At 65.6% G+C, this 22,097-nt stretch carries 26 protein-coding genes; 11 read left to right on the top strand and 15 right to left on the bottom strand.

Annotation, left to right across the window (positions count from 1 at the left end; all coding sequences use genetic code 11):
- Positions 1–107 precede the first annotated feature (107 nt).
- Entirely contained in the window at positions 108–869 is a 762-nt protein-coding gene (locus V8683_RS26775) for a response regulator (protein WP_411192003.1), read from the bottom strand.
- A 72-nt stretch (positions 870–941) separates the two neighbouring features.
- On the bottom strand, positions 942–1,550 hold the full coding sequence (locus V8683_RS26780; protein ID WP_411192002.1) for a hypothetical protein: 609 nt from the start codon (positions 1,548–1,550) through the stop codon (positions 942–944).
- A 398-nt stretch (positions 1,551–1,948) separates the two neighbouring features.
- Between V8683_RS26780 and V8683_RS26785 the strand changes: the two genes are divergently transcribed.
- From V8683_RS26785 to V8683_RS26795, 3 genes are all read left to right on the top strand, one after another.
- Positions 1,949–2,710: a lysozyme inhibitor LprI family protein gene (locus V8683_RS26785; RefSeq protein WP_411192001.1), complete on the top strand. Its 762-nt coding sequence runs from the start codon at positions 1,949–1,951 to the stop codon at positions 2,708–2,710.
- Positions 2,711–2,789: 79 nt separating this feature from the next.
- A complete protein-coding gene (locus V8683_RS26790; protein WP_411192000.1) occupies positions 2,790–3,530 on the top strand; it encodes a response regulator in 741 nt (246 codons plus the stop codon).
- Complete coding sequence (locus V8683_RS26795) at positions 3,527–4,789, top strand: ATP-binding protein (protein ID WP_411191999.1); 1,263 nt, start codon at positions 3,527–3,529, stop codon at positions 4,787–4,789. Before V8683_RS26790 ends, V8683_RS26795 begins: the two co-directional genes overlap by 4 nt.
- A 32-nt stretch (positions 4,790–4,821) precedes the next feature.
- Here the strand turns inward: V8683_RS26795 and V8683_RS26800 are convergent, their stop codons facing one another.
- A complete protein-coding gene (locus V8683_RS26800) occupies positions 4,822–5,778 on the bottom strand; it encodes a tyrosine-protein phosphatase (RefSeq protein ID WP_411191998.1) in 957 nt (318 codons plus the stop codon).
- Positions 5,779–6,027: 249 nt separating this feature from the next.
- Here V8683_RS26800 and flhC point away from each other — a divergent pair, with 249 nt between their 5' ends.
- Entirely contained in the window at positions 6,028–6,747 is a 720-nt protein-coding gene (gene flhC, locus V8683_RS26805) for a flagellar transcriptional regulator FlhC (protein ID WP_411191997.1), read from the top strand.
- A 4-nt stretch (positions 6,748–6,751) separates the two neighbouring features.
- Here flhC and V8683_RS26810 read toward each other — a convergent pair whose 3' ends face one another.
- Positions 6,752–7,129, bottom strand: coding sequence for a hypothetical protein (locus tag V8683_RS26810; RefSeq protein ID WP_411191996.1), 378 nt, complete (start codon positions 7,127–7,129; stop codon positions 6,752–6,754).
- Between the two features lie 184 nt (positions 7,130–7,313).
- On the opposite strand from V8683_RS26810, the gene V8683_RS26815 reads away from it, so the two are divergent.
- Positions 7,314–7,808 carry a hypothetical protein gene (locus tag V8683_RS26815; protein WP_411191995.1) on the top strand — a complete coding sequence of 165 codons (495 nt, stop codon included), beginning with the start codon at positions 7,314–7,316 and terminating at the stop codon, positions 7,806–7,808.
- A gap of 13 nt (positions 7,809–7,821) precedes the next feature.
- Here the strand turns inward: V8683_RS26815 and V8683_RS26820 are convergent, their stop codons facing one another.
- Positions 7,822–8,484, bottom strand: a complete 663-nt coding sequence (locus tag V8683_RS26820) for a hypothetical protein (RefSeq protein ID WP_411191994.1) — start codon at positions 8,482–8,484, stop codon at positions 7,822–7,824.
- Positions 8,485–8,800: 316 nt separating this feature from the next.
- Between V8683_RS26820 and V8683_RS26825 the strand changes: the two genes are divergently transcribed.
- Entirely contained in the window at positions 8,801–9,781 is a 981-nt protein-coding gene (locus tag V8683_RS26825; protein ID WP_411191993.1) for an aldo/keto reductase, read from the top strand.
- Here the strand turns inward: V8683_RS26825 and pdxR are convergent, their stop codons facing one another.
- Positions 9,782–11,263 (bottom strand): MocR-like pyridoxine biosynthesis transcription factor PdxR, encoded by a 1,482-nt coding sequence (gene pdxR / locus V8683_RS26830; RefSeq protein WP_411191992.1) that lies wholly within the window; start codon positions 11,261–11,263, stop codon positions 9,782–9,784.
- Between the two features lie 117 nt (positions 11,264–11,380).
- Here pdxR and V8683_RS26835 point away from each other — a divergent pair, with 117 nt between their 5' ends.
- Positions 11,381–11,842: a GNAT family N-acetyltransferase gene (locus tag V8683_RS26835; protein ID WP_411191991.1), complete on the top strand. Its 462-nt coding sequence runs from the start codon at positions 11,381–11,383 to the stop codon at positions 11,840–11,842.
- 44 nt (positions 11,843–11,886) lie between these two features.
- On the opposite strand, the gene V8683_RS26840 is transcribed toward V8683_RS26835, so the two are convergent.
- The 3 genes from V8683_RS26840 to V8683_RS26850 all read right to left on the bottom strand — a co-directional run bounded on the left by V8683_RS26840 (position 11,887) and on the right by V8683_RS26850 (position 14,441).
- Complete coding sequence (locus V8683_RS26840; RefSeq protein WP_411191990.1) at positions 11,887–12,468, bottom strand: DUF3501 family protein; 582 nt, start codon at positions 12,466–12,468, stop codon at positions 11,887–11,889.
- Between the two features lie 48 nt (positions 12,469–12,516).
- The gene (locus V8683_RS26845; protein ID WP_411191989.1) at positions 12,517–13,854 is read right to left on the bottom strand and encodes a heterodisulfide reductase-related iron-sulfur binding cluster; all 1,338 of its coding nucleotides are present in this window, start codon (positions 13,852–13,854) and stop codon (positions 12,517–12,519) included.
- Between the two features lie 164 nt (positions 13,855–14,018).
- Positions 14,019–14,441: a rubrerythrin family protein gene (locus tag V8683_RS26850; RefSeq protein ID WP_411191988.1), complete on the bottom strand. Its 423-nt coding sequence runs from the start codon at positions 14,439–14,441 to the stop codon at positions 14,019–14,021.
- Between the two features lie 317 nt (positions 14,442–14,758).
- Between V8683_RS26850 and V8683_RS26855 the strand changes: the two genes are divergently transcribed.
- Together V8683_RS26855 and V8683_RS26860 are read left to right on the top strand one after the other, a co-directional pair.
- Positions 14,759–15,118, top strand: a complete 360-nt coding sequence (locus V8683_RS26855; RefSeq protein WP_411191987.1) for a DUF3564 domain-containing protein — start codon at positions 14,759–14,761, stop codon at positions 15,116–15,118.
- A gap of 225 nt (positions 15,119–15,343) precedes the next feature.
- On the top strand, positions 15,344–16,120 hold the full coding sequence (locus tag V8683_RS26860; protein WP_411191986.1) for a DNA/RNA non-specific endonuclease: 777 nt from the start codon (positions 15,344–15,346) through the stop codon (positions 16,118–16,120).
- A 12-nt stretch (positions 16,121–16,132) separates the two neighbouring features.
- Here the strand turns inward: V8683_RS26860 and V8683_RS26865 are convergent, their stop codons facing one another.
- Positions 16,133–16,582, bottom strand: coding sequence for a hypothetical protein (locus tag V8683_RS26865; protein ID WP_411191985.1), 450 nt, complete (start codon positions 16,580–16,582; stop codon positions 16,133–16,135).
- Positions 16,566–17,141 (bottom strand): nucleotidyltransferase domain-containing protein, encoded by a 576-nt coding sequence (locus V8683_RS26870; RefSeq protein WP_411191984.1) that lies wholly within the window; start codon positions 17,139–17,141, stop codon positions 16,566–16,568. The genes V8683_RS26865 and V8683_RS26870 overlap by 17 nt, the downstream gene beginning before the upstream one ends.
- 197 nt (positions 17,142–17,338) lie before the next feature.
- Here V8683_RS26870 and V8683_RS26875 point away from each other — a divergent pair, with 197 nt between their 5' ends.
- Positions 17,339–17,599, top strand: a complete 261-nt coding sequence (locus V8683_RS26875; protein WP_411191983.1) for a hypothetical protein — start codon at positions 17,339–17,341, stop codon at positions 17,597–17,599.
- A gap of 16 nt (positions 17,600–17,615) precedes the next feature.
- Here the strand turns inward: V8683_RS26875 and V8683_RS26880 are convergent, their stop codons facing one another.
- The 3 genes from V8683_RS26880 to V8683_RS26890 all read right to left on the bottom strand — a co-directional run bounded on the left by V8683_RS26880 (position 17,616) and on the right by V8683_RS26890 (position 20,435).
- The gene (locus tag V8683_RS26880; protein ID WP_411191982.1) at positions 17,616–18,857 is read right to left on the bottom strand and encodes a dienelactone hydrolase family protein; all 1,242 of its coding nucleotides are present in this window, start codon (positions 18,855–18,857) and stop codon (positions 17,616–17,618) included.
- On the bottom strand, positions 18,854–19,513 hold the full coding sequence (locus V8683_RS26885) for an HAD family hydrolase (RefSeq protein WP_411191981.1): 660 nt from the start codon (positions 19,511–19,513) through the stop codon (positions 18,854–18,856). Before V8683_RS26885 ends, V8683_RS26880 begins: the two co-directional genes overlap by 4 nt.
- A 193-nt stretch (positions 19,514–19,706) precedes the next feature.
- A complete protein-coding gene (locus tag V8683_RS26890; protein ID WP_411191980.1) occupies positions 19,707–20,435 on the bottom strand; it encodes a Crp/Fnr family transcriptional regulator in 729 nt (242 codons plus the stop codon).
- A 103-nt stretch (positions 20,436–20,538) separates the two neighbouring features.
- Here V8683_RS26890 and V8683_RS26895 point away from each other — a divergent pair, with 103 nt between their 5' ends.
- Entirely contained in the window at positions 20,539–21,060 is a 522-nt protein-coding gene (locus V8683_RS26895; protein WP_411191979.1) for an Mpo1 family 2-hydroxy fatty acid dioxygenase, read from the top strand.
- Here the strand turns inward: V8683_RS26895 and rarD are convergent.
- On the bottom strand, positions 21,057–21,950 hold the full coding sequence (rarD, locus tag V8683_RS26900; protein WP_411191978.1) for an EamA family transporter RarD: 894 nt from the start codon (positions 21,948–21,950) through the stop codon (positions 21,057–21,059). The two genes, V8683_RS26895 and rarD, sit on opposite strands and share 4 nt — an antisense overlap.
- Positions 21,951–22,097 lie beyond the last annotated feature (147 nt).

Genomic DNA, 22,097 nt, shown 5'->3' on the forward strand with positions numbered 1-22,097 from the left:
GCCTGCTAAACCCCCCCCCGCGGGGGGGGGGGCTTCCGCGATTGTTCCTGCGCGTGCTGCGGTTCTGACCCGCGGGGGGGCGCGCGGGCGCCGCCCGGCTAGCCGCTTCACTCGTCCTCGCGCTGCAACTCCAGCGCCATCTCGACGCAGCGCTCCGCATACCCCACTTCGCCATCGGGCACGAAGACATAGCCCCGGCCCCAGACGGTCTGCAGGTAACGCGGTTCGGAAGGATCGGTTTCGATGAGCCGGCGCAGCCGCCAGATCGCCACGTCGAGGCTGCGGTTGCGGTAGCGCCCCGCCTCGCCATAGATGATTTCGATGATCTGCTCGCGCGTGAGCATCGTCATCGCGTGATTGACGAACAGCTTGAGAAATGCGAATTCGCTCGAACGCAGCGGAATGCGCTCTTCGCCGCGATAGAGTTCGCGCGAGCGGAAGTCGAGTTCGTACGGCCCGAAGCGAAACGACGCGCGGCTCTCCGGCGCGCCCGTTGCATTGGCGCCTCGGCGGCGGATGACCGTGCGGATGCGGGCAACGAGTTCGCCCGGATCGAATGGCTTGCCGACGTAATCGTCGGCCCCGAATTCGAGGCCCAGCACGCGGTCGATCACTTCGTTGCGCGCCGTGAGGAGAATCACGGGCACATCGTCGCCGCTCGCGCGCAACTCGCGCAGCGCGCTGATGCCGTCGAGCTCGGGCATCATGATGTCGAGCACGACGATCTGCGGCCGCTCGATGCGCAAACGCTGCTGCAAGGCGCGCGCCGACGGCAGCGCCGTGACGCTGAAGCCACGCATCTGGAGATATTCAGCGGTGACGTCGCGCACCACGGCGTCGTCGTCGACCAGAAAGACGGTATTTGCCATGCGGAGATCGTAAGCGACGTGGGTCGGTGGGCAAAGGTCCGGAGTCTTTCCGTTCCTTTCCCGGTGCTTGCCCTACTGGCCGTTCGAAGCGGATTCGAACGTGCCGCCCAGTTTGCGCTGGTCGACCACCATCTGATCCACCATGCCCTTGAGCTTCACCGCCGCACTCGAATAGCGATCGGTGCCGAGGCCGTGCACTTCGTAGTGCGCGGTCGAAACGATGTGGTTGTGCTCGAAGATCGCGATGTTGATGGTCGAAAGGTAGGCGCGGTTTTCGTCGGAAAAGGTCGGCTTGCCGAACTCGATCGAAGCGTTATAGACGAGCCTCGCCTCGCAACTGATCGGCTCGGTGCCGGGACTATAGAGGTCCGAACGCACGCCGCGTTCCGCAAGTGCGAGCTGCAGCGAGGGGACGAAGTCGGCAGACGTCACCATGGGATTGAGTTCGATGCAGATCGAGCCGACGTTCGCGGGCTCGCCGGTGAAGAATCTGGGCGATGAGTAGTTCGAAGCGACTGCGTAGCCGGCCTGGATCACGGAGCCCGTGGCGTCGGCGGCGGTGATGAGCGTCCAGGCGCAGCCGTTGAGCGCGAACGACGCCGCGAGCGCAGCCGCGGCCGCGCGCCAGGGCCTCGCGCGCAGATCGATACCGGTGGAGAAAGAGCAGATTTCCGGGGTCATGGAGACAATAAGGAATGCGATACGTTGAATGACACGGCGCGCAGCGCGCAAAAATCGCATTCATGATCGGCCCGGCATGCAGGCTTCGATGTTCCGGACACCGGTCCATGTTGGCTACGGCTTCCGGGGTCTTCGCGAATCTCCCGCACGGTAAGCGGCTCGCGCCATTCATTACGCCAGTGGTTTCATTAACCGGCCCTATTTGAAATGTTTCGTAAGCAACCGCCCGAAGCCACCCTTGAGCGGACCTTTGCGCGAGCACGGCTGCGCTAACTTTGACTGGCGCGCCCTACGGCAAAGCGCCGGCAGCCCGCACGGCACGCGCAATCGAGCCAGCTCGAAGGCGCCGTGCGCGCGTGGCCTGCCGCCCTTGTCACTTCAATGCAATCGAACCCGCCATGAACCGACAACCGAATCCTCATCGCGCCTCTATGCCGAATCACCGCATTTCGCGCCGCGCCGCGCTCGTTCCCGCTTTCGTACTCTTCGCGTCGCTGGCCGGCGCATCGCTCGCGCACGCGGCGAGCTTCCGCTGCCCGCACAATGCGTCCGCGTCGGAACGGCTCGTCTGTAGCGATCCGCAACTTTCCGCGCTCGACGACAAGCTGGCCGCCCTGTATCGCAGCGCCGTCGAGGCCACGCCCGATACGACCGCGCTCGAAGCCGACCGTATCAGCCAGTGGCAATGGCGCCAGCACAACTGCAAGGACAAGGCGTGCGTGGCGGACTGGTACGACCGCCGCATCGCCGAACTCCAGGGCGATCTGCAGCATGGAAAACAGGCGAGCGCGGAGCGGGTGCGCACCGGCGTGGTCGATCAGCAACTGGCGCCCACGGCCCAGGACGCCGTGCTGGAGATGAAGGGCATTACCTGCGAAAACCCGAATGCTGCCGCGAAAGCGGAGGCGCAGCCCGATTCGAAGCTTCATCTGCACAAGATGCCGAGCGGCGTGGCCGCCGACGCGCGCCAGAAGCATCTTGCCGAGGCTGCGGCGGCACACGGCGCGGCACCGGCTGCCGTGTCGGCGCCGGCGGCAACAGCGGCCGCAACGGCAACGGCAACGACAGCCGCAACGACAACTGCCGCGGCGGCAACGCCCACGCCGCCGCAAACGCCGCTCCAGGCCCAAACGCAGGAAGGCGCAGTTACGGTCCGGTAAGCCGCGCGTGTAAGGATAGGTAAGAAATCGGCTGGATCGGCTTTTTCGCCGGAACGTCGACATCGAATAAAATTTCGGCATGAGTCCACACGTTCTCATCGTCGACGACGATCCGGTCGTGCGCGATCTCCTCTGTCGATTCCTCAGAGCAAATGGCTTTGAGGCCTCCGTCCTGCACGACGCCACGCATCTCGGTCGGCGGCTCGAACGCGAGCGGCCGTCCGTGGTCGTGCTCGACGTCATGATGCCCGGCACCGACGGTCTGCGGGCTCTCGCCGCATTGCGCGCCGAGGGCGACACCATCCCCGTGATCTTCGCTTCCGCGCGCGGCACGGTGGTGGATCGCATTGCGGGTCTGACACTCGGCGCGGACGATTACGTCGCGAAGCCTTTCGACCCGCAGGAGCTGCTGCTGCGCATCCAGACCGTGCTGCGCAGGCGCGGCGACATCGTGCCGAGTGCGCCGGAGCTGCGCGAGCGCTTTCATTTCGGTCCGTTCGAGCTTGACTTCGCCACGCGCACCCTGCTGCGCGACGGCGAGCATGTCGCGCTCAGAGACGGCGCATTCGCACTGCTGAAGATCTTCTCGCGCAATCCGTACCGCGTGATGTCGCGCGTGCTGATCCACGATCTGCTGCATGCAGACGGCCTTGCGTTTCGCGACCGCAGCCTCGACGTGCCGATCTGGCGCCTGCGCCGCGTGATCGAGGACGACCCCTCGGCGCCGCGCTACGTGCAGACGGTGCGCGGCAAAGGCTATGTGTTCGTGCCGGTGCCGGAAGAAGCGCGCGGGGCGAGCGGTGCCGTCATTGGCGCATGAGCAATCCGTTCAACACGCTGTTCGGGCGCATGGCCCTGATGTCCACGCTCGTGCTCTTCGCGATCCAGGCAGGCTGGTTCGCCGTGTTCGCGCACCAGCCGCGCCGGCACGAGCTGGAAGGGTTCGAGCGCGGCCTGCTGCTCATGCTGCACGCCGCGAACGGAGCGGCGCCCAACGAGGTCGAACTCGCGCCCGCGCTGCGCGTGCACCTCGTGCCCACCTGGAACATGCCGGCCGACGTCCATCTGGAAACGCCCACGCACGAACCGCTCGCCGATCTGCGCCGGCAATTGCTGCGCGATCTGCCGCCGGGCACGGACATTCTCACCGACGCGAGCCATTCGCACGCGCTGTGGATACGCTTTGCGGGCCGTTCCGTATGGATCGTCGCGCCCATCGACCTGCCGCCGCCGCCTAACCTCATGCTCGAGGCCGGCGCGCTGCTGGCCATGTCGCTCGTCCTTTCGCTGCTTGCGGTATGGCAAATGCAGCGTCCGCTCTCTCGCGTTGCCCAGGCCGCGCGGGCGTTCGGTACGGGCCAGCGGCCCGCGCCCATGAACGAACGCGGGCCGCACGAACTGCGCGAGCTGATCGGTTCGTTCAACGGCATGATGAAGCAGCTCAACGAAGCGGACGACGACCAGGCCGTCATGCTCGCGGGCGTGGCGCACGATCTCAAGTCGCCGCTCACGCGGCTCAAGCTGCGCGCGAGCATGCTGGGCTCGGAACGCGAGCGCGAACAGATCATCCGCGAGGTCGATTCGCTCAACGACATCGTTCAGCAGTTCCTGGAATTCGCGCGCCAGCGCCCCGAAACGAGCCCCGAGGTGGAAGTCGAAGCGCTGCTGCGCGAGCAGTTCAGCGCCGACACCGCCGACGAGGACGAAGAACTCTTCCGGCTGGATCTGCGCGCCGGCCCGGGCTTTCGCATGCCGCGCACGCTGCTCGACCGCCTCGTTTCGAATCTGGTGGACAATGCGCTCGAACACGGCGCGCCGCCCATCGAGATTTCCACGCGCCGCGAAGGCCAGCACTGGTCGATCGAAGTGCGCGATCACGGCACCGGCATTCCCGCCGAACGGGTGGCCGCCGCGCTCAAGCCCTTCGTGCGGCTCGACGAAGCTCGCGGCGGCGAGGGCCACTGCGGGCTCGGCCTCGCAATCGTCACCCGCCTCACCCGCAACCAGGGCGGCCGCTGCGAGCTTTCGAATCATCCGGAAGGCGGCTTGCGCGTTCGGATCGTGCTGCCCGCCGCCTGACGCGCACCGGAGCGGCGCGCGCTAACACTCGCCTAGGCGACGAGGCGGCTGCGCAGCAGGTCGATCGTAGCAGGCGCGAGGCCGAGGCCCACCGTCAGGTAGCGGTTGAGATCGCCGTAGTTCGACTGCAGCGCGTCGAAGGCGGTCTGCAAATAGCGGCTCTGCACGGGCGGAGCGGCGTTCACCGCGTCTGCGCCCGTCGAACGGTACGCATTCGTCAGCAGAAAGTCCTTGACGACGATTTCGAGCGGCACGTTCGCAATGAGAAGCAGCAATGCGCTCGCCCATCCCACCGCGTCCACGCCCGTCCCCCCGCTGATGATCTGCGGTCCCGCCGTCTGCGCGATCTGGTTCAGCAGCTCGCCGTAAGCCGAGGCCTGCACGCGGCCGGCGACGAATGCATTCCACTCGCCCTGCATGGCCGCATCCAGCTCCTGCGCCGACATGCCCGCAAACGAAGGCGGCGTGGCCGTGCCGGGCACGTTGATCGCCACATAGCTCGCCCCGGCGACCTGCGCGTCGGGCGTCTGGCCGCTTTCCGCCGGCGTGCGCAGATCGAACACGGTCGTCACGCCAAGGCTCTGCAGCGTCGCGGCATCGGCAGCGCTGAGAGTCAGCGCGTCCGAGCGATAGATCAGCCCGCGCCGCACGTGTGCGCCGTCGCTCGTGGCATAGCCGGGCGCAGCGCCCCCCAGGTCGCGGAAGTTGGCCACCGACTTGAGGGTGGGCGTGGCATCGTCCTGTGACCCGCTGCCGCCGGAGAAATCGCCGCCGCAGGCGCTCAGCAGCGTACTCGCACAACTGCCCAGCGCAAGCACGCTAACGGTGCCCTTGATCAGTGCACGCCGCGGTGCGTTCGCGGGTGCGGCCCCGGCATGGCCCGGCGCGCCGCCGCCGAAGCTGCCCAGGATGCCGTCGAGCACGCGGCGAGGCGCGCGCTTGCGGTCTTCGCGAGACGAAGCGAACGAGGCGGAGAAACGAGAAATCATTGATTGGCAGTCGATAACAGGCGCTCGCGATGCCGCGAGCCGCGCGGGATGCGCAACAGGGCTCTATGATAATCGGTATTAAAAGAGGCCATCCTTCCGGGCTGGCCGCAAACGACAAAAAGTCTTCCCAACCCCTCCAGAATATTAGCCTTGACGCTAATAAGCGCGCTTCTATAATCGCCAGCACATTCAGGAACCCGCGCCCGGCCGCCGTGGCTGCCGCGCCTGTCTCATGGAGAGCTCCGCGTCATGTACAAAGGCAGTGTGACCGAAGATGCGCGCGAGGTGCTGCGCGCCATCGAGCTCATCCAGCTAGGCGCACGCATGCCGGTACTCGAAAAAGAGCTGAGGCTCTCGCGAACGCGCATGATCCGGCTGTATCGCGAACTCAAGGGTGCGTCGCCGCCCAAGGGCATGCTGCCGTTTTCGGCCGACTGGTATTTCACGTGGTTGCCGAACGTCCATGCATCGCTCTTCTACAACATCTATCTGTTTCTCCGGGACGTGGCGCGCTGCACGCGCCTCGATGCGCTCACGCGCGCCTACCGGCTTTATATCGAGCACTGCTATTGCACCGGCATCGAACGCGTGCTCAGCTTCACGCGTGCGTGGACCCTGCTGCGCTTTTTCGAAGGCGGACTCCTGACGCTCGCGTTCTGTCCCGTCTGCTCGGGACGCTTCGTGCGGCACGTGCACGAAACGAACAAGCCATCCGTTTGCTGCGTCTGTGCGCCGCCCTCGCGCGCGGCAACCACTCGCCTTGCGCAAGCGGCGATGCGCGAAGCCGGCGACGACGAAAGACGTACGCCCGTCTCGTTCGAGATGCCGCCGCGCGCCGGTTCCCTTTACGGCGACGTACCCGAGGAAATGATGGTGATGCTCGACGAAGTGTCGCGCACGATCAACTCGCGGCACGCACTGGCCCGCACGACTCACATCGCTCGTGCGGCCCTTTCGGAACCGGTCTGACGGCTCAAATACTGCTTCGGTCCATCGCCCGCAGCAACGCACGAATATCGCGCGCGCAGAGGCGGCACACCGCCTTGTCGTACTGGCTCGTATGGGCGTCCTGGCGGCGCTCGCAAATCTGCGCGGCGAGTTCCAGCACGCGCGCATGCGCGGCCTGCCAGATTTCCCACGCGATCTGCGGACCGCTCTGGACGTAGTCGTCGTTGTGATCGCGCTCCAGCGCATCGGGCAGGCGCGCATGCGCCTGCAGATACCGCGCGCGGTAAAGCGCCTCGAACAGCATGCGCCGCGAAGGCTCGCTCAAATCAGCCCCGCGATAGAGGCTGACGGAACCCGCTTGCGCGTCGGGTTCGTCCACATTCGACGTTAAGGTGTGCTTCATGGTGCATACGTTTGCGTCGGCGTACATGGGTGCACGCACAACCTGCGATGCCGCCATTGTGTCAGCCTCTACGATTCCGGGCGCTGCGAAATACCGCTAGTTTTTGCGCGCTTTTCGTGGACCGATACGCAGTCGCGGCGTGGGAACATCCTCCGGGCGTGTGACATGCCCTCAGGAGGCGAACATGGAACCAGTAGGTATGACGCCGGTCTCGTCCGGCAGCGTAGCGGCGAACCTGCCCGACACGGGCGCGGGCATCGCCGCGTCTGCCGCGGGCCTGCCGGCGAACGACGACTCGACGCTTTCCGGCACGAGCACGCCGGCGCCCGCCTCGCAGGACGACGCGGTCGACATCTCGCCGGCGGCCTATGCCGCCGCAGCGGCCGACGACGGCGGCGACGACGACGGCGAGGGCGTCGAGATCGACGGCGGCAACGATGTCGTGATCGTGGTGGACGATCCCGCGGATCAGCTAACTGCCAGCAATGCCGGCGACACGAGCGACACCGACAGCGGGACCGACAACGAGGCCAACGCGCAACCCATACGCTCGCTGGTAGACGGCATGCTCGGTCTGGAGCGCCCCGACCTGCCCGCGGACCCGAACGAAGCTTATTCCACCGGCCGATGGATAGCCGCGGGGCTCACGATAGGCGGCATCGTCTCGCTGTTCGTGTGAGCGCGGCGCGAAGTCAGTGCAACGTCGGCTTCGCCTCCTGCATCACGTAAGCCTCGGTCGGTGCACGGAGCCAGCGCATGGAGAGCGGCTCGAACACTGTCCAGTGATCGGCTTCGGCCTCGGCGCCGGTCTCGGTCGCGACGCTCAGCGCGATATCGAGCAGCCATGCGAAGGCGCCGTCGCTCATGACCTCGGCGCGATTGATCGACTGCGGCTGCGCATGCGCGCCGACCTCCCGCCATAGCGCGCACATCCCTTCGAACGCCGCCTGGCTGAAGTGAAATACCACTTCGGCGATACCCTCCGGCGGGTCGAACGTGAGTTCGAAGTAGCTCGGGCACGGCGCGCCGCGTGAGATGACCAGCGCGCCTTCAGCGTCGCAGACAAAGCCGAACGCCATGGCACAGTTCACGCTGCCGTTCTGGTCGCGGGCGTACGCATGCAGATCGAACGCCTGCAAGGGAATGCAATGCCAGTTGTCGGGGGCGTCGCCGGGAAGACGAACGTTACGCAGGGTCGCGTAGATGTGTGCATCGAGGCGTGAAACGAAAATGGCTACGCCGCTCTGCTCGCCATCGCCGGTCCACGCGGGCTCGACGATGCGCGAGCCGTCGGGGCGGCAGTGGGAACGAACGACGACCCAGAGGGCGAACGAGGCGGTGTAGTCAGTCGGCATGGGAAAGGGCGGTGAGTGCGGAACGGAATCCTGCTTGAATTCTCCGCGTATCGGCCTATCGGTATGGACTCCGAATCACATGGGTCGATTTATCTTGTTTGAGATAAATATAACCAAACGCAAACTAGCACAAATCCCGTTACACGCGCTTTCTCAAAATTAGATGTTTGATCGCCGTACCGGCTTGTCGTCGTTTGGCCAGCTTTCTGCGCATCTTCGGCGGCTCGGGTACCCTAGCCGCAGTCTCCCCAACGCGCCGGCGCCGTCCTCGCCGCGCCGCGCGGCCTCATCCGCTTTCGCACAAGGAGTGACAGCAATGGAATACGTCAGGTTCGGCCCGACCGGGCTGGAAGTTTCGCGTCTGTGTCTTGGCTGCATGACTTACGGCGTGCCCGAGCGCGGCGCGCATCCGTGGACGCTCGGCGCCGACGCCGCCCGCCCGCTGCTCCTCCAGGCGCTCGACGTCGGCATCAACTTCTTCGACACCGCCAACACCTACTCGGACGGTACCTCGGAAGAGATCGTAGGCCGCGCGCTGCTCGACTTCGTCAAGCGCGAGGACGTGGTGATCGCAACGAAGGTGTACAACCGCATGCGTCCCGGCCCGAACGGCGCGGGCCTGTCGCGCAAGGCGCTCTTCGCCGAGATCGACAACAGCCTGCGGCGCCTTGGCACCGATTACGTCGATCTCTACCAGATCCACCGCTGGGATTACGACACGCCCATCGAGGAAACGCTCGAAGCGCTGCACGACATCGTGAAGGCCGGCAAGGCGCGCTATATCGGCGCCTCGTCGATGCATGCATGGCAGTTCAGCAAGGCGCTCTACACGTCTTACCTGAACGGCTGGACCTCGTTCGTCAGCATGCAGGATCACCTGAACCTGCTCTATCGCGAGGAAGAACGCGAGATGCTGCCGCTGTGCGCCGACCAGGGCGTCGCCGTGATGCCGTGGAGTCCGCTCGCGCGCGGCCGCCTCACGCGCGAGTGGAATGCCACGAGCGCACGCGAGGAAAGCGACGCGTACGGCCACAAGCTGTACGACGCCACGGCCGAGGCCGACCGCGCGATCGTCGAGGCGGTCGGCGCGATCGCGAAGGCGCGCAACGTGTCGCGCGCGCAGGTCGCGCTCGCGTGGATGCTGCAGAAGCAGGAGGTCACCACGCCCATCGTCGGCGCCTCGAAGCCGCATCATCTGGAAGATGCTGTCGCGGCGCTCTCGCTCGAACTCACCGACGAAGAAGTCGATGCGCTCGAAGCGCCGTACGTCCCGCACGCCGTCGCGGGACACGAGTGATCAACCGCCGCCCGCCGCCAGCTCGCGTATCACCCGCGCGAGCGTCGCCATCAGCGCGTCGGCCACGGGCGGGGGCGCCTCCGCATAGCCCAGCAGAAAGCCGTTGTAGCGCGGCATGTCGGGTCCGCCGAGACAATACGCGCTGAGCGGCGACAGGTGCAGGCCGTGCACGCGCGCGGCCGTGCTCACGTCGACGTCGCGCAGCGGCGCGTCGAGGCGCACGCTCAGATGCATGCCGCCCGCGTCCGCGGAGACCGTCATCATGCCTGCGAGATGCCGCCCGATCGCGGCGACGAGTCCATCGCGCCGCTCTTCGTAAAGCTTGCGCATGCGGCGCAGGTGCCGCGCGTAGCGGCCGCTTTCGATGAATTCGGCCAGCGCCATCTGCTCGGCCACGCGCCCCTGGCGTTCGAGCGTGCCGACGGCCGCCGCCACCGCGCCCGTCACGCCAGCCGGCACCACCATGAAGCCGATGCGCAATGCCGGAAACATCGTCTTGCTGAAGGTGCCCAGATAGACCACCGGCGTGTCGTCGGCGAGGCCCTGGATGGAGGGCAGCGGCGGGCCGTCGTGGCGCAGCTCGCTGTCGTAGTCGTCCTCGATGATCCATGCTCCGCACGCGCGCGCGTGCTCGATCAGCGCGAGGCGCCGTTCGAGGCTCAGCACGCTGCCGAGCGGGTACTGGTGCGACGGCGTGAGATAGATGAGCCGCGGCGGCGCTTCGTGCCAGTCCGCCGCGCGCGGGGCCATGCCCGCGGCGTCCACGGGCACCGGCACGAGCTGCAGCCCGCCCGCGAGCAGCGCGGAACGCGCGCCGAGATAGCCGGGGTTCTCGATCCACACGCGTTCGCCATGATCGGCGAACAGGCGCGCGCAGAGATCGAGACTCGACTGCGTGCCGTTGGTGATGAACACCTGCTGCGGCTGGCAGCGCACGCCGCGCGACACGCGCACATACTGCGCAATCGCCTCGCGCAGCGACGGGTGGCCCGCGCTGTCGCCGTAGCCCAGATCGTTCGTGCGTAGCCGCCGCATCGCGCGCTCCAGCGAGGTACGCCATTGCACGAACGGAAATGCGTCAAGCGCAGGCACGCCCGGGCGCAACGCCGTGGCGCCGTCGCGTGTGCCGCGACGCGGCGGCAATTCGAGCACGCGCCGCGCAAGCGTTCGGGAAGCGCCGGCCGTTCGTGCCGCGGGCGGATGCGGCACCGCGCCGCCGCCCGGCGTCACGGCATTGACGAGGGAGCCATGGCGCGTGGCCGTGACGAAACCCTCCTCCACGAGGCGCTCGTAGGCATACAGCACCGAGTTGCGCGCCATGCCCAGTTGCTCGGCCAGCGCGCGGCTCGACGCCAGCCGCGCGCCTTCGACGATGTCGCCGTCTAGAATCGCACGGCGCAGGCTTTCGTAGAGCAGGTCTTGTCGCGTAAGCCTGCGTGCCGCGCGGCGCGCGTAGGCCGCCATCATCAATGCATAGTCCAACGGGTGGCTCCATGAATCGCGGTTACGGTGGGGCTAACAATGGTGCCACAGTTCGCTTACGCTGGGGGCATTGCCCTTCGCGCAATACGAGCCCGTAACGAATACAGGAGAACGAAATTGTCCGCACAGCTTGAAGTCCGCCCCGTCACACCGGCCGATTACGACGCATGGCTCCCGCTCTGGGACGGCTATAACCGCTTCTACGGCCGCTTCGGTCCGACGGCACTGCCCGGGTCGATCACCCGCGCAACGTGGTCGCGCTTCTTCGACGGCCTCGAACCGATGCATGCGCTCGTCGCGCTGCGCGGGCCACGCGTCGTCGGCCTCGTGCATTACATCTTTCACCGCAGCACGACGCTAGACGGTCCGATCTGCTATCTGCAGGATCTCTTCACGGTGGAGGACGAGCGCGGCAAGGGCGTGGGCCGCGCGCTGATCGAGGCCGTCTATACGGCTGCCAAGGCCGCGAATTCGCCGCGCGTCTACTGGCACACGCACGAAACGAACCATACGGCCATGCGTCTCTACGACAACGTGGCCGACAAGCCCGGCTTCGTCATGTACCGCAAGGACGTGTGACCGATACGGCGCACGCGCGGGCCTCTTCGATATCGAATCCGGCCTTAGTCGAGGTCGGCAACGAGCGAGGCGCGCGTGTCGCCGTCTATGGTCTGCGTCGGCACACGATAGTTAGGGTGGTCGCAGCCGATCATGAGCGCCGCGCCCTCGCGCAAGCGCGCCTTCATCGCCGGCGTGAGTTCGAAGCGCACGAAGTGCACGGCCGAAGTCTTTTCGGCGTTGTCGCGTTCGAGGTCTTCGTCGGCAATCGCGTAGACGGGCGCCTCGCCTTCCACCTGCAGAAACACGCGGTCCTCGATGCCGATCAGCCGCCCCAGCGCGGCACGCCGCTCGATCTCGCTCGCGTACTCGATCTGCAGGGTCGCCTTCAGGTTGCTGCCGTCGGGCACGAGCGGCAGATAGGCATTCAGTTCGCCCTGAATGCCCGCTTCGTCGAAGATCTTCTCGATGTGGAGCATCTCCTGGATCTGGTAGCGGATCGTGTCCTCGTCCTCGAACAGGAACGTGAGGTGATTGCCGAGCGCGACGGCACGCCGCTTCTTGTGTTCGATGATGCGCTCGCGCATGTCTTTGCGCGCCTTGGCGTAAGCCTCCAGGGTCAGCAGCGAGTTTCTCGCGATAGTCATCGTCCGTGCCTCTTGCAATGCAGTGAATGGGGAAGCCGCGCGCGGGCCTCAAATGCCATAGGCGCGCCGCAGCAGCGTGAGCGGGTGCGCGAGCGGCGGATCGCCAAGCTGGTTCTCGCTAATGCCCTGCGCGATGTGATGGCCCGCCAGCGCGCAATCCGACGAAATGAAGTTCGGCTCGCCGTTCGCCATCTGCTTGAATACCGGCGTGCCGATCTTCATCGCCATCGCGTGAAATTCCTTCTTTACGCCGAACGTGCCCGCGTGGCCCGAGCAACGCTCGACCACGTTGACCTTCGTTTCCGGCACCAGAGAAAGCAGGTCGGAGGTCTTGCGCCCGATGTTCTGCACGCGCGCATGGCAGGGCACGTGATACGAAACGTTGCCTAGCGGCGTGCGGAAATCGGTCTTCAGCAGGCCGTCGCGATGGCGCGAGACGAAGTATTCGAACGGATCCCAGAACGCCACGCTCACGGCGCGCGTATCGGGGTCGCCGGGGAACATGAGCGGAAGCTCGTGTTTGTACATCAGCACGCAACTCGGCACCGCGCCCAGCAGCGCATAGCCTTCGCGCGCGTATTGCGCGAGCACCGGCATGTTCTGCGCCTGCTTCTGCGCCACGCCGTCCAGATTGCCCTGTTCGAGGAGCGGCATGCCGCAACAGGCCTCGCTCTTCACGAGCACCCAGGGAATCGCGTTGTGATCGAGCACGGCCAGCAGATCGTGACCGATGCCGGGCTCGTTGAAGTTCACGTAGCACGTGGCGTAGATCGCCACCTTGCCCGGCGTACGCTCGCCGTCGCGCACCTCGCCGGCGCTTGCCCGCTTTGCCGCGCTGCGGAACTTGCGGGTGGCGAAATCGGGCAGCCAGGCCTTGCGGTCCACGCCCAACGCGTCTTCCATGAGGGCGCGCATCGGCCTCGTGTGGTTCACGGCATTGACGGTCTGCGTCACGACCGGAATGCCCGCGAGATGGCCCAGTGCGTCCGTATTCGAGAGCACGCGGTCGCGCAGCTTCACCTCGCTCGTGCGGTATTCGATGGCCTTCGCGCGCAGCATCAGATGCGGGAAGTCTACGTTCCACGGATGCGGCGGCACGTAGGGACACTTCGTCATGTAACAGAGATCGCAGAGGTAGCACTGGTCGACGACCTGGCCGTATTGGGCCTTGTCGACCTCGTGGGCTTCTCCGGTGTCGGTCTCGTCGACGAGATCGAACAGCGCGGGAAACGCGCCGCACAACGAAACGCAGCGCCGGCAGCCGGCGCAGATGTCGAACACGCGCGCCAGCTCGTCGTCCAGCTTTTCCTTGTCGTAGAACGCTTCGGACTGCCAGTCGAGCGGATGCCGCGTCGGCGCTTCGAGACTGCCTTCCTTGTGGGGCATGACGTCTCCCGTTCTGATTTTTATGAGGGCGCGAGCGCGGCCGCGCGGCTATGCGCTCGCTGCACGCCGGATGCGCACCCGGCGTGCATCGTAGAACGCCTGCGACGGGACCGCACGCGCACGCACGCCGTGCCCGTGCGGCCGCCGCCGCATGACTGACGCGATCAGTCCACCAACGCTTCCAGCGCCTTCGAATAGCGGTTGGCGTGGCTACGCTCCGCCTTCGCGAGCGTCTCGAACCAGTTCGCGATTTCGTCGAAGCCTTCGTCGCGCGCGACCTTCGCCATGCCGGGATACATGTCGGTGTATTCGTGCGTTTCGCCTGCAACCGCCGCCGCGAGGTTTTGCCGCGACGTGCCGAACGGCAGACCCGTGGCCGGATCGCCGACCGCTTCCAGATATTCGAGGTGGCCATGCGCGTGGCCGGTTTCGCCTTCGGCAGTCGAGCGGAACAGGGCGGCTACGTCGTTCTGGCCTTCGACGTCGGCCTTCGCCGCGAAGTAGAGATAACGGCGATTGGCTTGCGATTCGCCTGCGAAAGCATCCTTGAGGTTTTGTTCCGTCTTCGAGCCTTTTAGCTGTGACATCTGTACCTCCATCCATCAGCGTGATATGTGGGGACGCTGCACGGCCCGCAAACGTACGTTCGTGCGATGCAGCAGGAGAGCGGAGCGGGCGCGCCGCATCTATCAATCTAGGAGGTGGCGGTTGCCTTCCCAATTGTCATTTTCAATCCCGCCGATAGCCGCGCCGAAAGGCGCCAGCGCAAATACCGTGCCGGTTCCATATCAGCCCGCGCGCAAAAGACGCAGCCGGCATGGGTATTGCCCTCTTGCCATCGCGCGCGTGCGTTCTAAAGTAGTTAATTGCCTCTCCCCTCCCTACACGCTCTCCCGGAGCTCACATGCGACTTACGATCCTGATCAACGGTTCCGACCCGACCGTCAATCATGACTACGCCGTCCTCTGGCTCGACACCGACCAGCACCGCTGGTCGCGTGAATCGCACGACGGCATCGATTTGCCCGAATGGGGCGAGTTGCGCGACACCGACGGCGTCACGTCGCTCTGCGCGCCGCTCGACACTTCGCCGCTCTGCACACTGCGTGGCCTCTACGTGAATCGCCGCCAGGAAATCAGTTCGGCGCACGGCGACGCCACCTGGTCGTGCGAAACAACGCATTCGCCCATGGAAGGTCAATGGCGGCTGCAGGCGGTGGACCGCCAGACCATACGCGCCGAACACGCCCTGTTCGCGGGCTGAGCGCGGGCCAGGGCGCATCGCGCCCCCCCACCCCTCATTCCGCTTCGGTTTCTCCCGGAATCGCTTTCTTCCGAATATCGTTCGATTGCCCACGGCGCGGTTAACGCCGCGCCGTGGCGCGTCTCGCGCGTTCGATATGCTGCGCCGCAACGGCGCGGATAGTCGCGCACGCACACCGCCGCTATACTTTCAGCCCGCCTGCACCGGCGCCCGATCGTTTTATCGATGAAGAAGCTGTTTGCCTGCCTCCTGATGGCCTTGGCGAGCCATGCGTTCGCCGCGCCGGACTGTTCCGCCCTCGTCCCCGACGGCCAGTTCCCGACTCTCACGAATCCGCGCATGGCGCCGAAAACGCGCATGCTCTGCTACTTGGATTTCGTGGTGCTGCACTCGGGTATCACACACGGTCCGCTCTGGTCCGCCGAACACCTCACGCGCGATCATCTGGAAGCCGCCAGGGACATGACGCGCACCAACCGTTTTTTCGAAGACGACCGGCTGCCGGAGGGCGAAGGTGCGACGCTTGCCGATTACCGGCGCAGCGGGTTCGACCGCGGGCATATGAGCCCGGCCGGCAACCGCTGGAATCCGCAAGCGATGGCGGAGTCGTTCTCGCTGGCGAACGTGGTGCCGCAGAACCGGGTGAATAACCAGCACCTGTGGGCGCACATCGAAACGGGCGTGCGGCGCCTTGCCGAGAAATATGGCGAGGCTTATGTCGTGACGGGACCGCTTTTCGCGGGTGCGCAGTTGCAAACGATCGGAGCGACGCGTGTGCTCGTGCCCACGCAGGTCTTCAAGGTGGTGTACGTGCCGTCGCAACGGCTGGCGTTCGCCATCGTCGCGGACAATACGAGCGCTGACCATTACGAGGTGCAGTCGGTCCGCTCGCTGGAGCAGCAAAGCGGGATACGATTCCCCGGCATTCCGGAAGACGCCGGCGGAGAGACGAAGGTGTCGTTCAACGGTCGCACGTTCGTCGTGCGCAGGTGGTTTTGGTGAGTGCTGCGCAGATCAGATATTTGCAGGCTGGGTCAAGGCTGTTGCTACGGGAAGGTACTGCCTCAGAATAGCAATGAGCGCCTGCGCTTCCGCTCTCGATATGGGAGGAAAAGGCGAGATGCAGGACGTGTTGTTACGTCTACCGTGCGCCTTGGAAACCAGTGCGAATTCCGCATTACTCATCTTCAGATCCGCGCAGACGCGCTGGATCGCCGCATTGCGGCCCGCATCCTTGATGCGCACTTCATAGAACTCCAGAATGGCCTGAACCATCTGAAACAAGCCTTCATATGCCGCAAAAAAAGCAGGCAGATAAATTTCCCGGGTATCCACAAGCTGTTGCGCCGCTTCGAGAAATTCCGCAGCGTTGCCGAGATTGGGCTGAACGGCGCCTGGCATCGCAGGTTGTGCCACGAACACGTTACGTTTGATCAGATTTTCATACTCAGGTGGCCGGTTCATTCGGAAGTATCTGAAGCTTGGGTCCTTGATCGATCGAAGCCACGATGCTATCCCCCGCTTTCAATCGGATCCATTCTGCCGAATGGTAGAGCGACATATGGATCGGTCGGCGCAATTCGGCCTCCAGCTTCAGCATGGCATCCGATAGTTCGAGAATGGGAGCATCCCCGACAACCATCAGATCGATGTCGCTCAGATAGCTGTCACTTCCCTTTGCGACGGATCCAAATATGAATGCCTCGTCGATTTGCGAGGCAAATGGTGCAAGTGCTGTCCGAAACGGCTCGGTTACCCCAAAGGACTTGAGCACGATAGATCGAAGTTCCGGATACAAGGCGAACGACGTATTTGCCCGGATCTGGCGCTGACGGCCGATGCGCTCGTCCTCGACAAGCACGCCAGCATCGAGCAAACATTGTATCTGCCGCTGAACGTTGCCGCGCCCCGTCGGAGATGCCTCGAGGAGTTCGGTCAGCTTGAAGACACGGTCCGGGGCGTTGAATGCGAGCGCCAGGACACCCTGCATTCCGGCAGGAAAGAGAAAGTCGGCAATGCTCATAGGAGGATGCCCTTGGGGATACCTCTGTACCCGTAAGGGGCGCATCGGCGGTTGGCGGCACTTGCCCACCGATTCTATACCCAAACTGGGTACTTAAATACCCAGTTTGGGTATCAAGCGAAGCAAGGCAGTCGTGTGCAGCTTCTTTTCTATAATGCGGACCGCCATCGCAACGCTGACGGCTCAAGGAGGATGAGGTGTTCGACGCATACGCAAACGACGACGATGTCCTGAACGTAGAGGGCGACGCGCTCACGGTCACGAACGGCACGACGCGGGTGATCCTGGCGGGCACGCTCGAATTCACGCGCGACAGGCGCGGCCTCGCGGCCGCACTCGCGCTCAAGGCGGCGCTGGACGACGTCGTGCGCAAACTCCAGGCCGATCCGCATCTGCCCGCGAAGATCGCCGACGACCCGGACCAGAAGCCCGGCCTGGTCGACAATCCGTTTCGCTAAGCACGCGCGCCGCCATCTAGAACGGCTTCCCTTCGCTCGCACTCCACGCACGCGCCATCAGCGTATTGGACGGCAAGGTCTCGTCCAGCAGCTTCTTCGCGCTCAGCGCACCCGCGATCGGCAGGCCCGTTGGGTCGATCGCGCCGATCTGCGCCAGCACCGAAGCCTGATCCCAGTAGATGTGCTCGTTATAGAGCTTGTTGCCGCGAAAGCAGATCACCGCGAGCATCGGCACTTCGAAGTATTTGCCCGTGGGCGCGAGGCCCGGCAGCAGCCAGTCGATCTCGCGGTCGTGCGTGCAGGAGAAGATGAACTCGTCCACCACGCGATCCGGGCCGATCGTGCGCGAGATCGGGATGAGGCGCGTATCCGCGGGATTGGCGTTGACGAAATGATGTGTGTAGAAACGCTTCAGCTCGTCGCGGCCCACACCGCCCGTCATGGTCGGAACGTGGTTCACATAGGGTTCGGCGACCATCGTCGGCATGACGTCGTCCGGCTTGCGCGTCACGAACTCGTGATAACAGTGCGCCTCCCAGAGCGCATTGAAATCGTAGATCGGGCCGAGCACGCGGCGCAGCATCGCCAGCGAGCGCGAGTACGCCATCATCGCGGCCGGCTTGTCGTAATTCGGCCGCGAAGGCGAGGCGAACGCATGGTTGCAGCCCTCGTACGTGTAGAGCTCCACGCCGGGCCTGCCCGCGAGCGCCCGCGCGATCTGCTCGCGACTGGCGGCGTCGCAATAGGTGTCGAGCGCCGCGAAATGAAGCATCAGCGGACAGCCCATGCGTGCCGCTTCGTCGAGGTGCTGTTCGATACCCACCGGGTAGTAGCCGATGGCGCAGTCGGCATCGGTGCGCGCCGCCGCGAGAAACGCGATCCGGCCGCCCAGGCAATAGCCAAGCACGCCGGCCTTGCCGCGGTGTGCGGGATGCGCGCGCAGCGCGTCGAGCGTTGCCGCGACGTCCTGCACGGCGAGATCGTCGTCAAAGCGCTCCAGCAACGCAAACGCCTTCGCGCGGTCCTCGCCCTCGTAGCCCAGATCGAGATTGGGTTCGAGCCGCCAGTACAGATCCGGCACCATCACGACGTAGCCTTCTTCCGCGTAACGGTCGGCCATGTCGCGCAGGTACGCGTTCACGCCGAATATCTCCTGCAGCAGCACGAGGCCCGGACCGCTGCCTTCCGGAGGCAGCGCCGTATAGGCGCGGAATGCTCCGCCGTCGCGCGACGTCACCTGGGTCCACTGTCCTTTCATGAGATGTCTCCTTCCGGTCGAGCCGATGGGTTGATCGTAGCCGCGAGCGGCGGCAGCGGCACGGTTCCGCGTATCCATGCATGGTTCGCAAGCGCCGCCATTTCGCGGTCGCCGCGGCTGTCGCCGTAAGCGTACAACGTGGCCGGCGCGCGATCGCCCCACCAGGCGCGCAGCCGCGCGACCTTTTCCGGGCCCCAGCAGTTACGTCCCGCCAGCCGTCCCGTGTACACGTCGTCGCGCCATTCCAGCTCGCTCGCCAGCACCGTTCCGATGCCTACCGTCGCCGCCCACTTGCGCAGATACAGCGATGGCGAGGCGCTCACCAGCACCACCTCGTGGCCCAGCGCCTGATGCTCGCGCACGCGCGCGACCATCTCGGGGCGCACCAGCGCGGGCAGCCCTTGCTCGACGAAGCGCTGCGCGGCCGCATCGAGCACCTCGCGTCGCACGGGACCCACGGCGGCGTACAGAAAGCGAGCCTTGGTAGGGCCCCGCCCGGACCACCCCGGCGCGATGCCCGCTAGCCACGGCAGACAACGCAGCACGGCGAACGCGAAACGCGCCGGACTCGCGGTTTGAAGCAGGAAAGCTCGAAAGCTGTCCGAAGTAGTGATGGTGCCATCGAAATCGAAGGCGGCAACGACGCGGTCGGTCATGAAACGAAACGGTGAAACAGTGAGGGGAAGGGAAGAGCGCCGCAGTGTTGCCTGGCGGAACCGGCCCTCATTGTGCGGGTTAATGAGAAAAAGCGGGGAAAACACGGCAAACGAACCGGCCGCCGCGGCTGTTATATTGATCGATTAAATCAATATGTATTCACGTTGAGCGTCATTGACCGCCAACTACCGCTTACTCCGCGGCCAAGGCAAGCCGCGCCGCATCCGCGATCTCGATCTGGCCGTAGCGCAGCACCACCAGGCCGGCGCGCTCGAACTGTCGCAGGATCTGGTTCACGGTCTGCCGCGAAAGCGCCAGCATCAGCGCCAGATCTTCCTGCGGCACGCTCACCACACGGTGTTCGCCCCCTCCGCCGGGTTCCTCGCCGTAGCTGCGGGCCAGCACCAGCAACCGGCGCGCCACGCGCGCGGCGGCGGGCAGTAGCGCCGCCTCCTCGATCGCGTCGAAGGCGAGGCGCAGCTTTTGCGTCAGGAGCAGGCCGAATGCGTGCCACCAGGCCGGCGTGGCGTCGAGCAGCGCCGCCAGCGGCGCGCGCGGCACGTGAAAGAGCGTGGAGTCGCGCTCCGCATAGGCGTCGTGCGTGCGCGGGCCGCCATCGAACAGCGTGATCTCGCCGAACCAGCTCGTGGGCCCGACCACCGCCAGCAGCGCCTCGCGGCCGCCCATGCTGGCCGCCCCCACGCGCACCGCCCCTTCCAGCACGCAGTAGACGCCGTCGTCGGGGTCGCCACGCATGAAGAGGCGTTCGCCCGCGCGGACCGTGCGCACGCGGCCGGCGGCGCGCAACGCGGCCCGCAGCGCGTCGGGCAGGCCGCGGAACCATGCGCTGCGTTCGAGCGCCGCCGCGATGGCCGGTAGCGCGGGATCGTCGTGGGGGGAGTGAGGCCGGTCGGAACGCACGGGTGACGTCGAAGCGAAATCGGTGTGGAGATTGTCGGGCAGGCGAAGGTCTTGTACACGAGTACCCGACGATCATAATGATTTTGGAGATTGAGGGGCATCCATGAGAAACCTGACCGATCAGTTGACCCAGTACGCGGCCTATCATCGCGACGCTCGCAATATCGCCACGCACTTCGTCGGCATCCCGCTGATCGTGCTGGCACTCGCGGTGCTGCTCGCGCGCCCGGCGCTGACGGCCGGCGCGCTGCCTTTTCCCCTGCCTTTTCCTCTCTCGCCGGCATGGCTCCTGTTCGGCGGCGCGACGGTGTACTACCTCGTGCTCGATGTGCCGCTCGGGCTGATGATGGCCGTCATCTCCGCGGCCTGCGTCGCGTTCGGCGCCTGGCTTGCGGCGCAGTCCACCGCCGTGTGGTTAGGCAGCGGCATCGCGCTGTTCGTGGTGGGCTGGGTGTTCCAGTTCGTCGGCCACGCGGCCTACGAGCATCGCAAGCCCGCCTTCGTCGACGACGTGATCGGCCTTATTGTCGGGCCGCTGTTCGTGCTCGCCGAGGCGCTGTTCGGCCTCGGATGGCGGCCCGCGCTACGCGCGGCGATCGAAGCGAAGGCGGGGCCCGCGCGCTAGCGCGACAACCGCACGAGCCGCGCGCCGTGCACCGCCGTCAGGCCCACCGCGAGCCAGATCGGCACATAAGTCGCCAGTTCCCGCGCGCCCAGGTGCTCGCCAAGCAGCGTCACCGAAACGATCACGAGCAACACCGGTTCGACATACCCGAGGATGCCGAAGAGCGCCATGGGCAGCAGGCGGCTCGCCTTGAGATAGGACGCGAGCGCCACGGTGCTGAGCGCGCCCAGCCCCGGCAGCAGCACGAATTCGAGGAAGGGGCGGGCATCGAGCAGCGCCGTCGAGCCGCCCGCCCAAGCCTCGAAGACGGCGACCGGCGTCAGCAGGACCATTTCGACGGCGAAGGTCGCGAGCGAGTCCGCGTGGATCCTGCGGCGCAGCACGAAATACGGCGGATAGCCAAACGCGACCAGCAGCGTGGGCCACGAGAAGGCATGCGTGGCCCAGAGCTCATGAGCCACGCCCACCGCCGCGCACGCCACGGCGAGCCATTGCAGGCCGTCGAGCCGTTCGTGATAGTAGAAACGCCCCATCAGCACCATGATGAGCGGCAGCAGGAAATAGCCCAGCGAGACATCCAGCATGCGCCCGTGCAGCGGCGCCCACAGGAACAGCCAGAGTTGCAGGCCGAGCAGCGCGGCGCTTACCGCAAGCGCGAGCGCCGTGCGCGGCTCCTTCGCCATACGCACGACGAGCGCGCGCAACTGCGGCCACCGGCCGCGCAGCAGCAGCAGCGCCAGCGCGCCCGGCATGGTCCAGATAACGCGCCACGCGAAAATATCGAGGCCGGAGAGCGGCGCGAGCAGCAGCGTATAGGCCGACATCAGCGCGAACAGGGCCGAGGCCGCCACGGCAAGCGCGATCCCGCGCCGAGGCTCGTAATGGTTCATCGGCGGGCTGCGTGCGGGTGGCGGCGCACGGATAAAGGCATTGTCATTGGAATCGTGTAATGAAACAGGCAGCGGCCGGTAGGTGCGGCCGCGAGCCGGCATTTTAGTCGCCCGGCGCGCCGGCCGTGATGGGCGGCACGCCAGGCA

This window comes from Paraburkholderia sp. AV2, assembly GCF_054968425.1.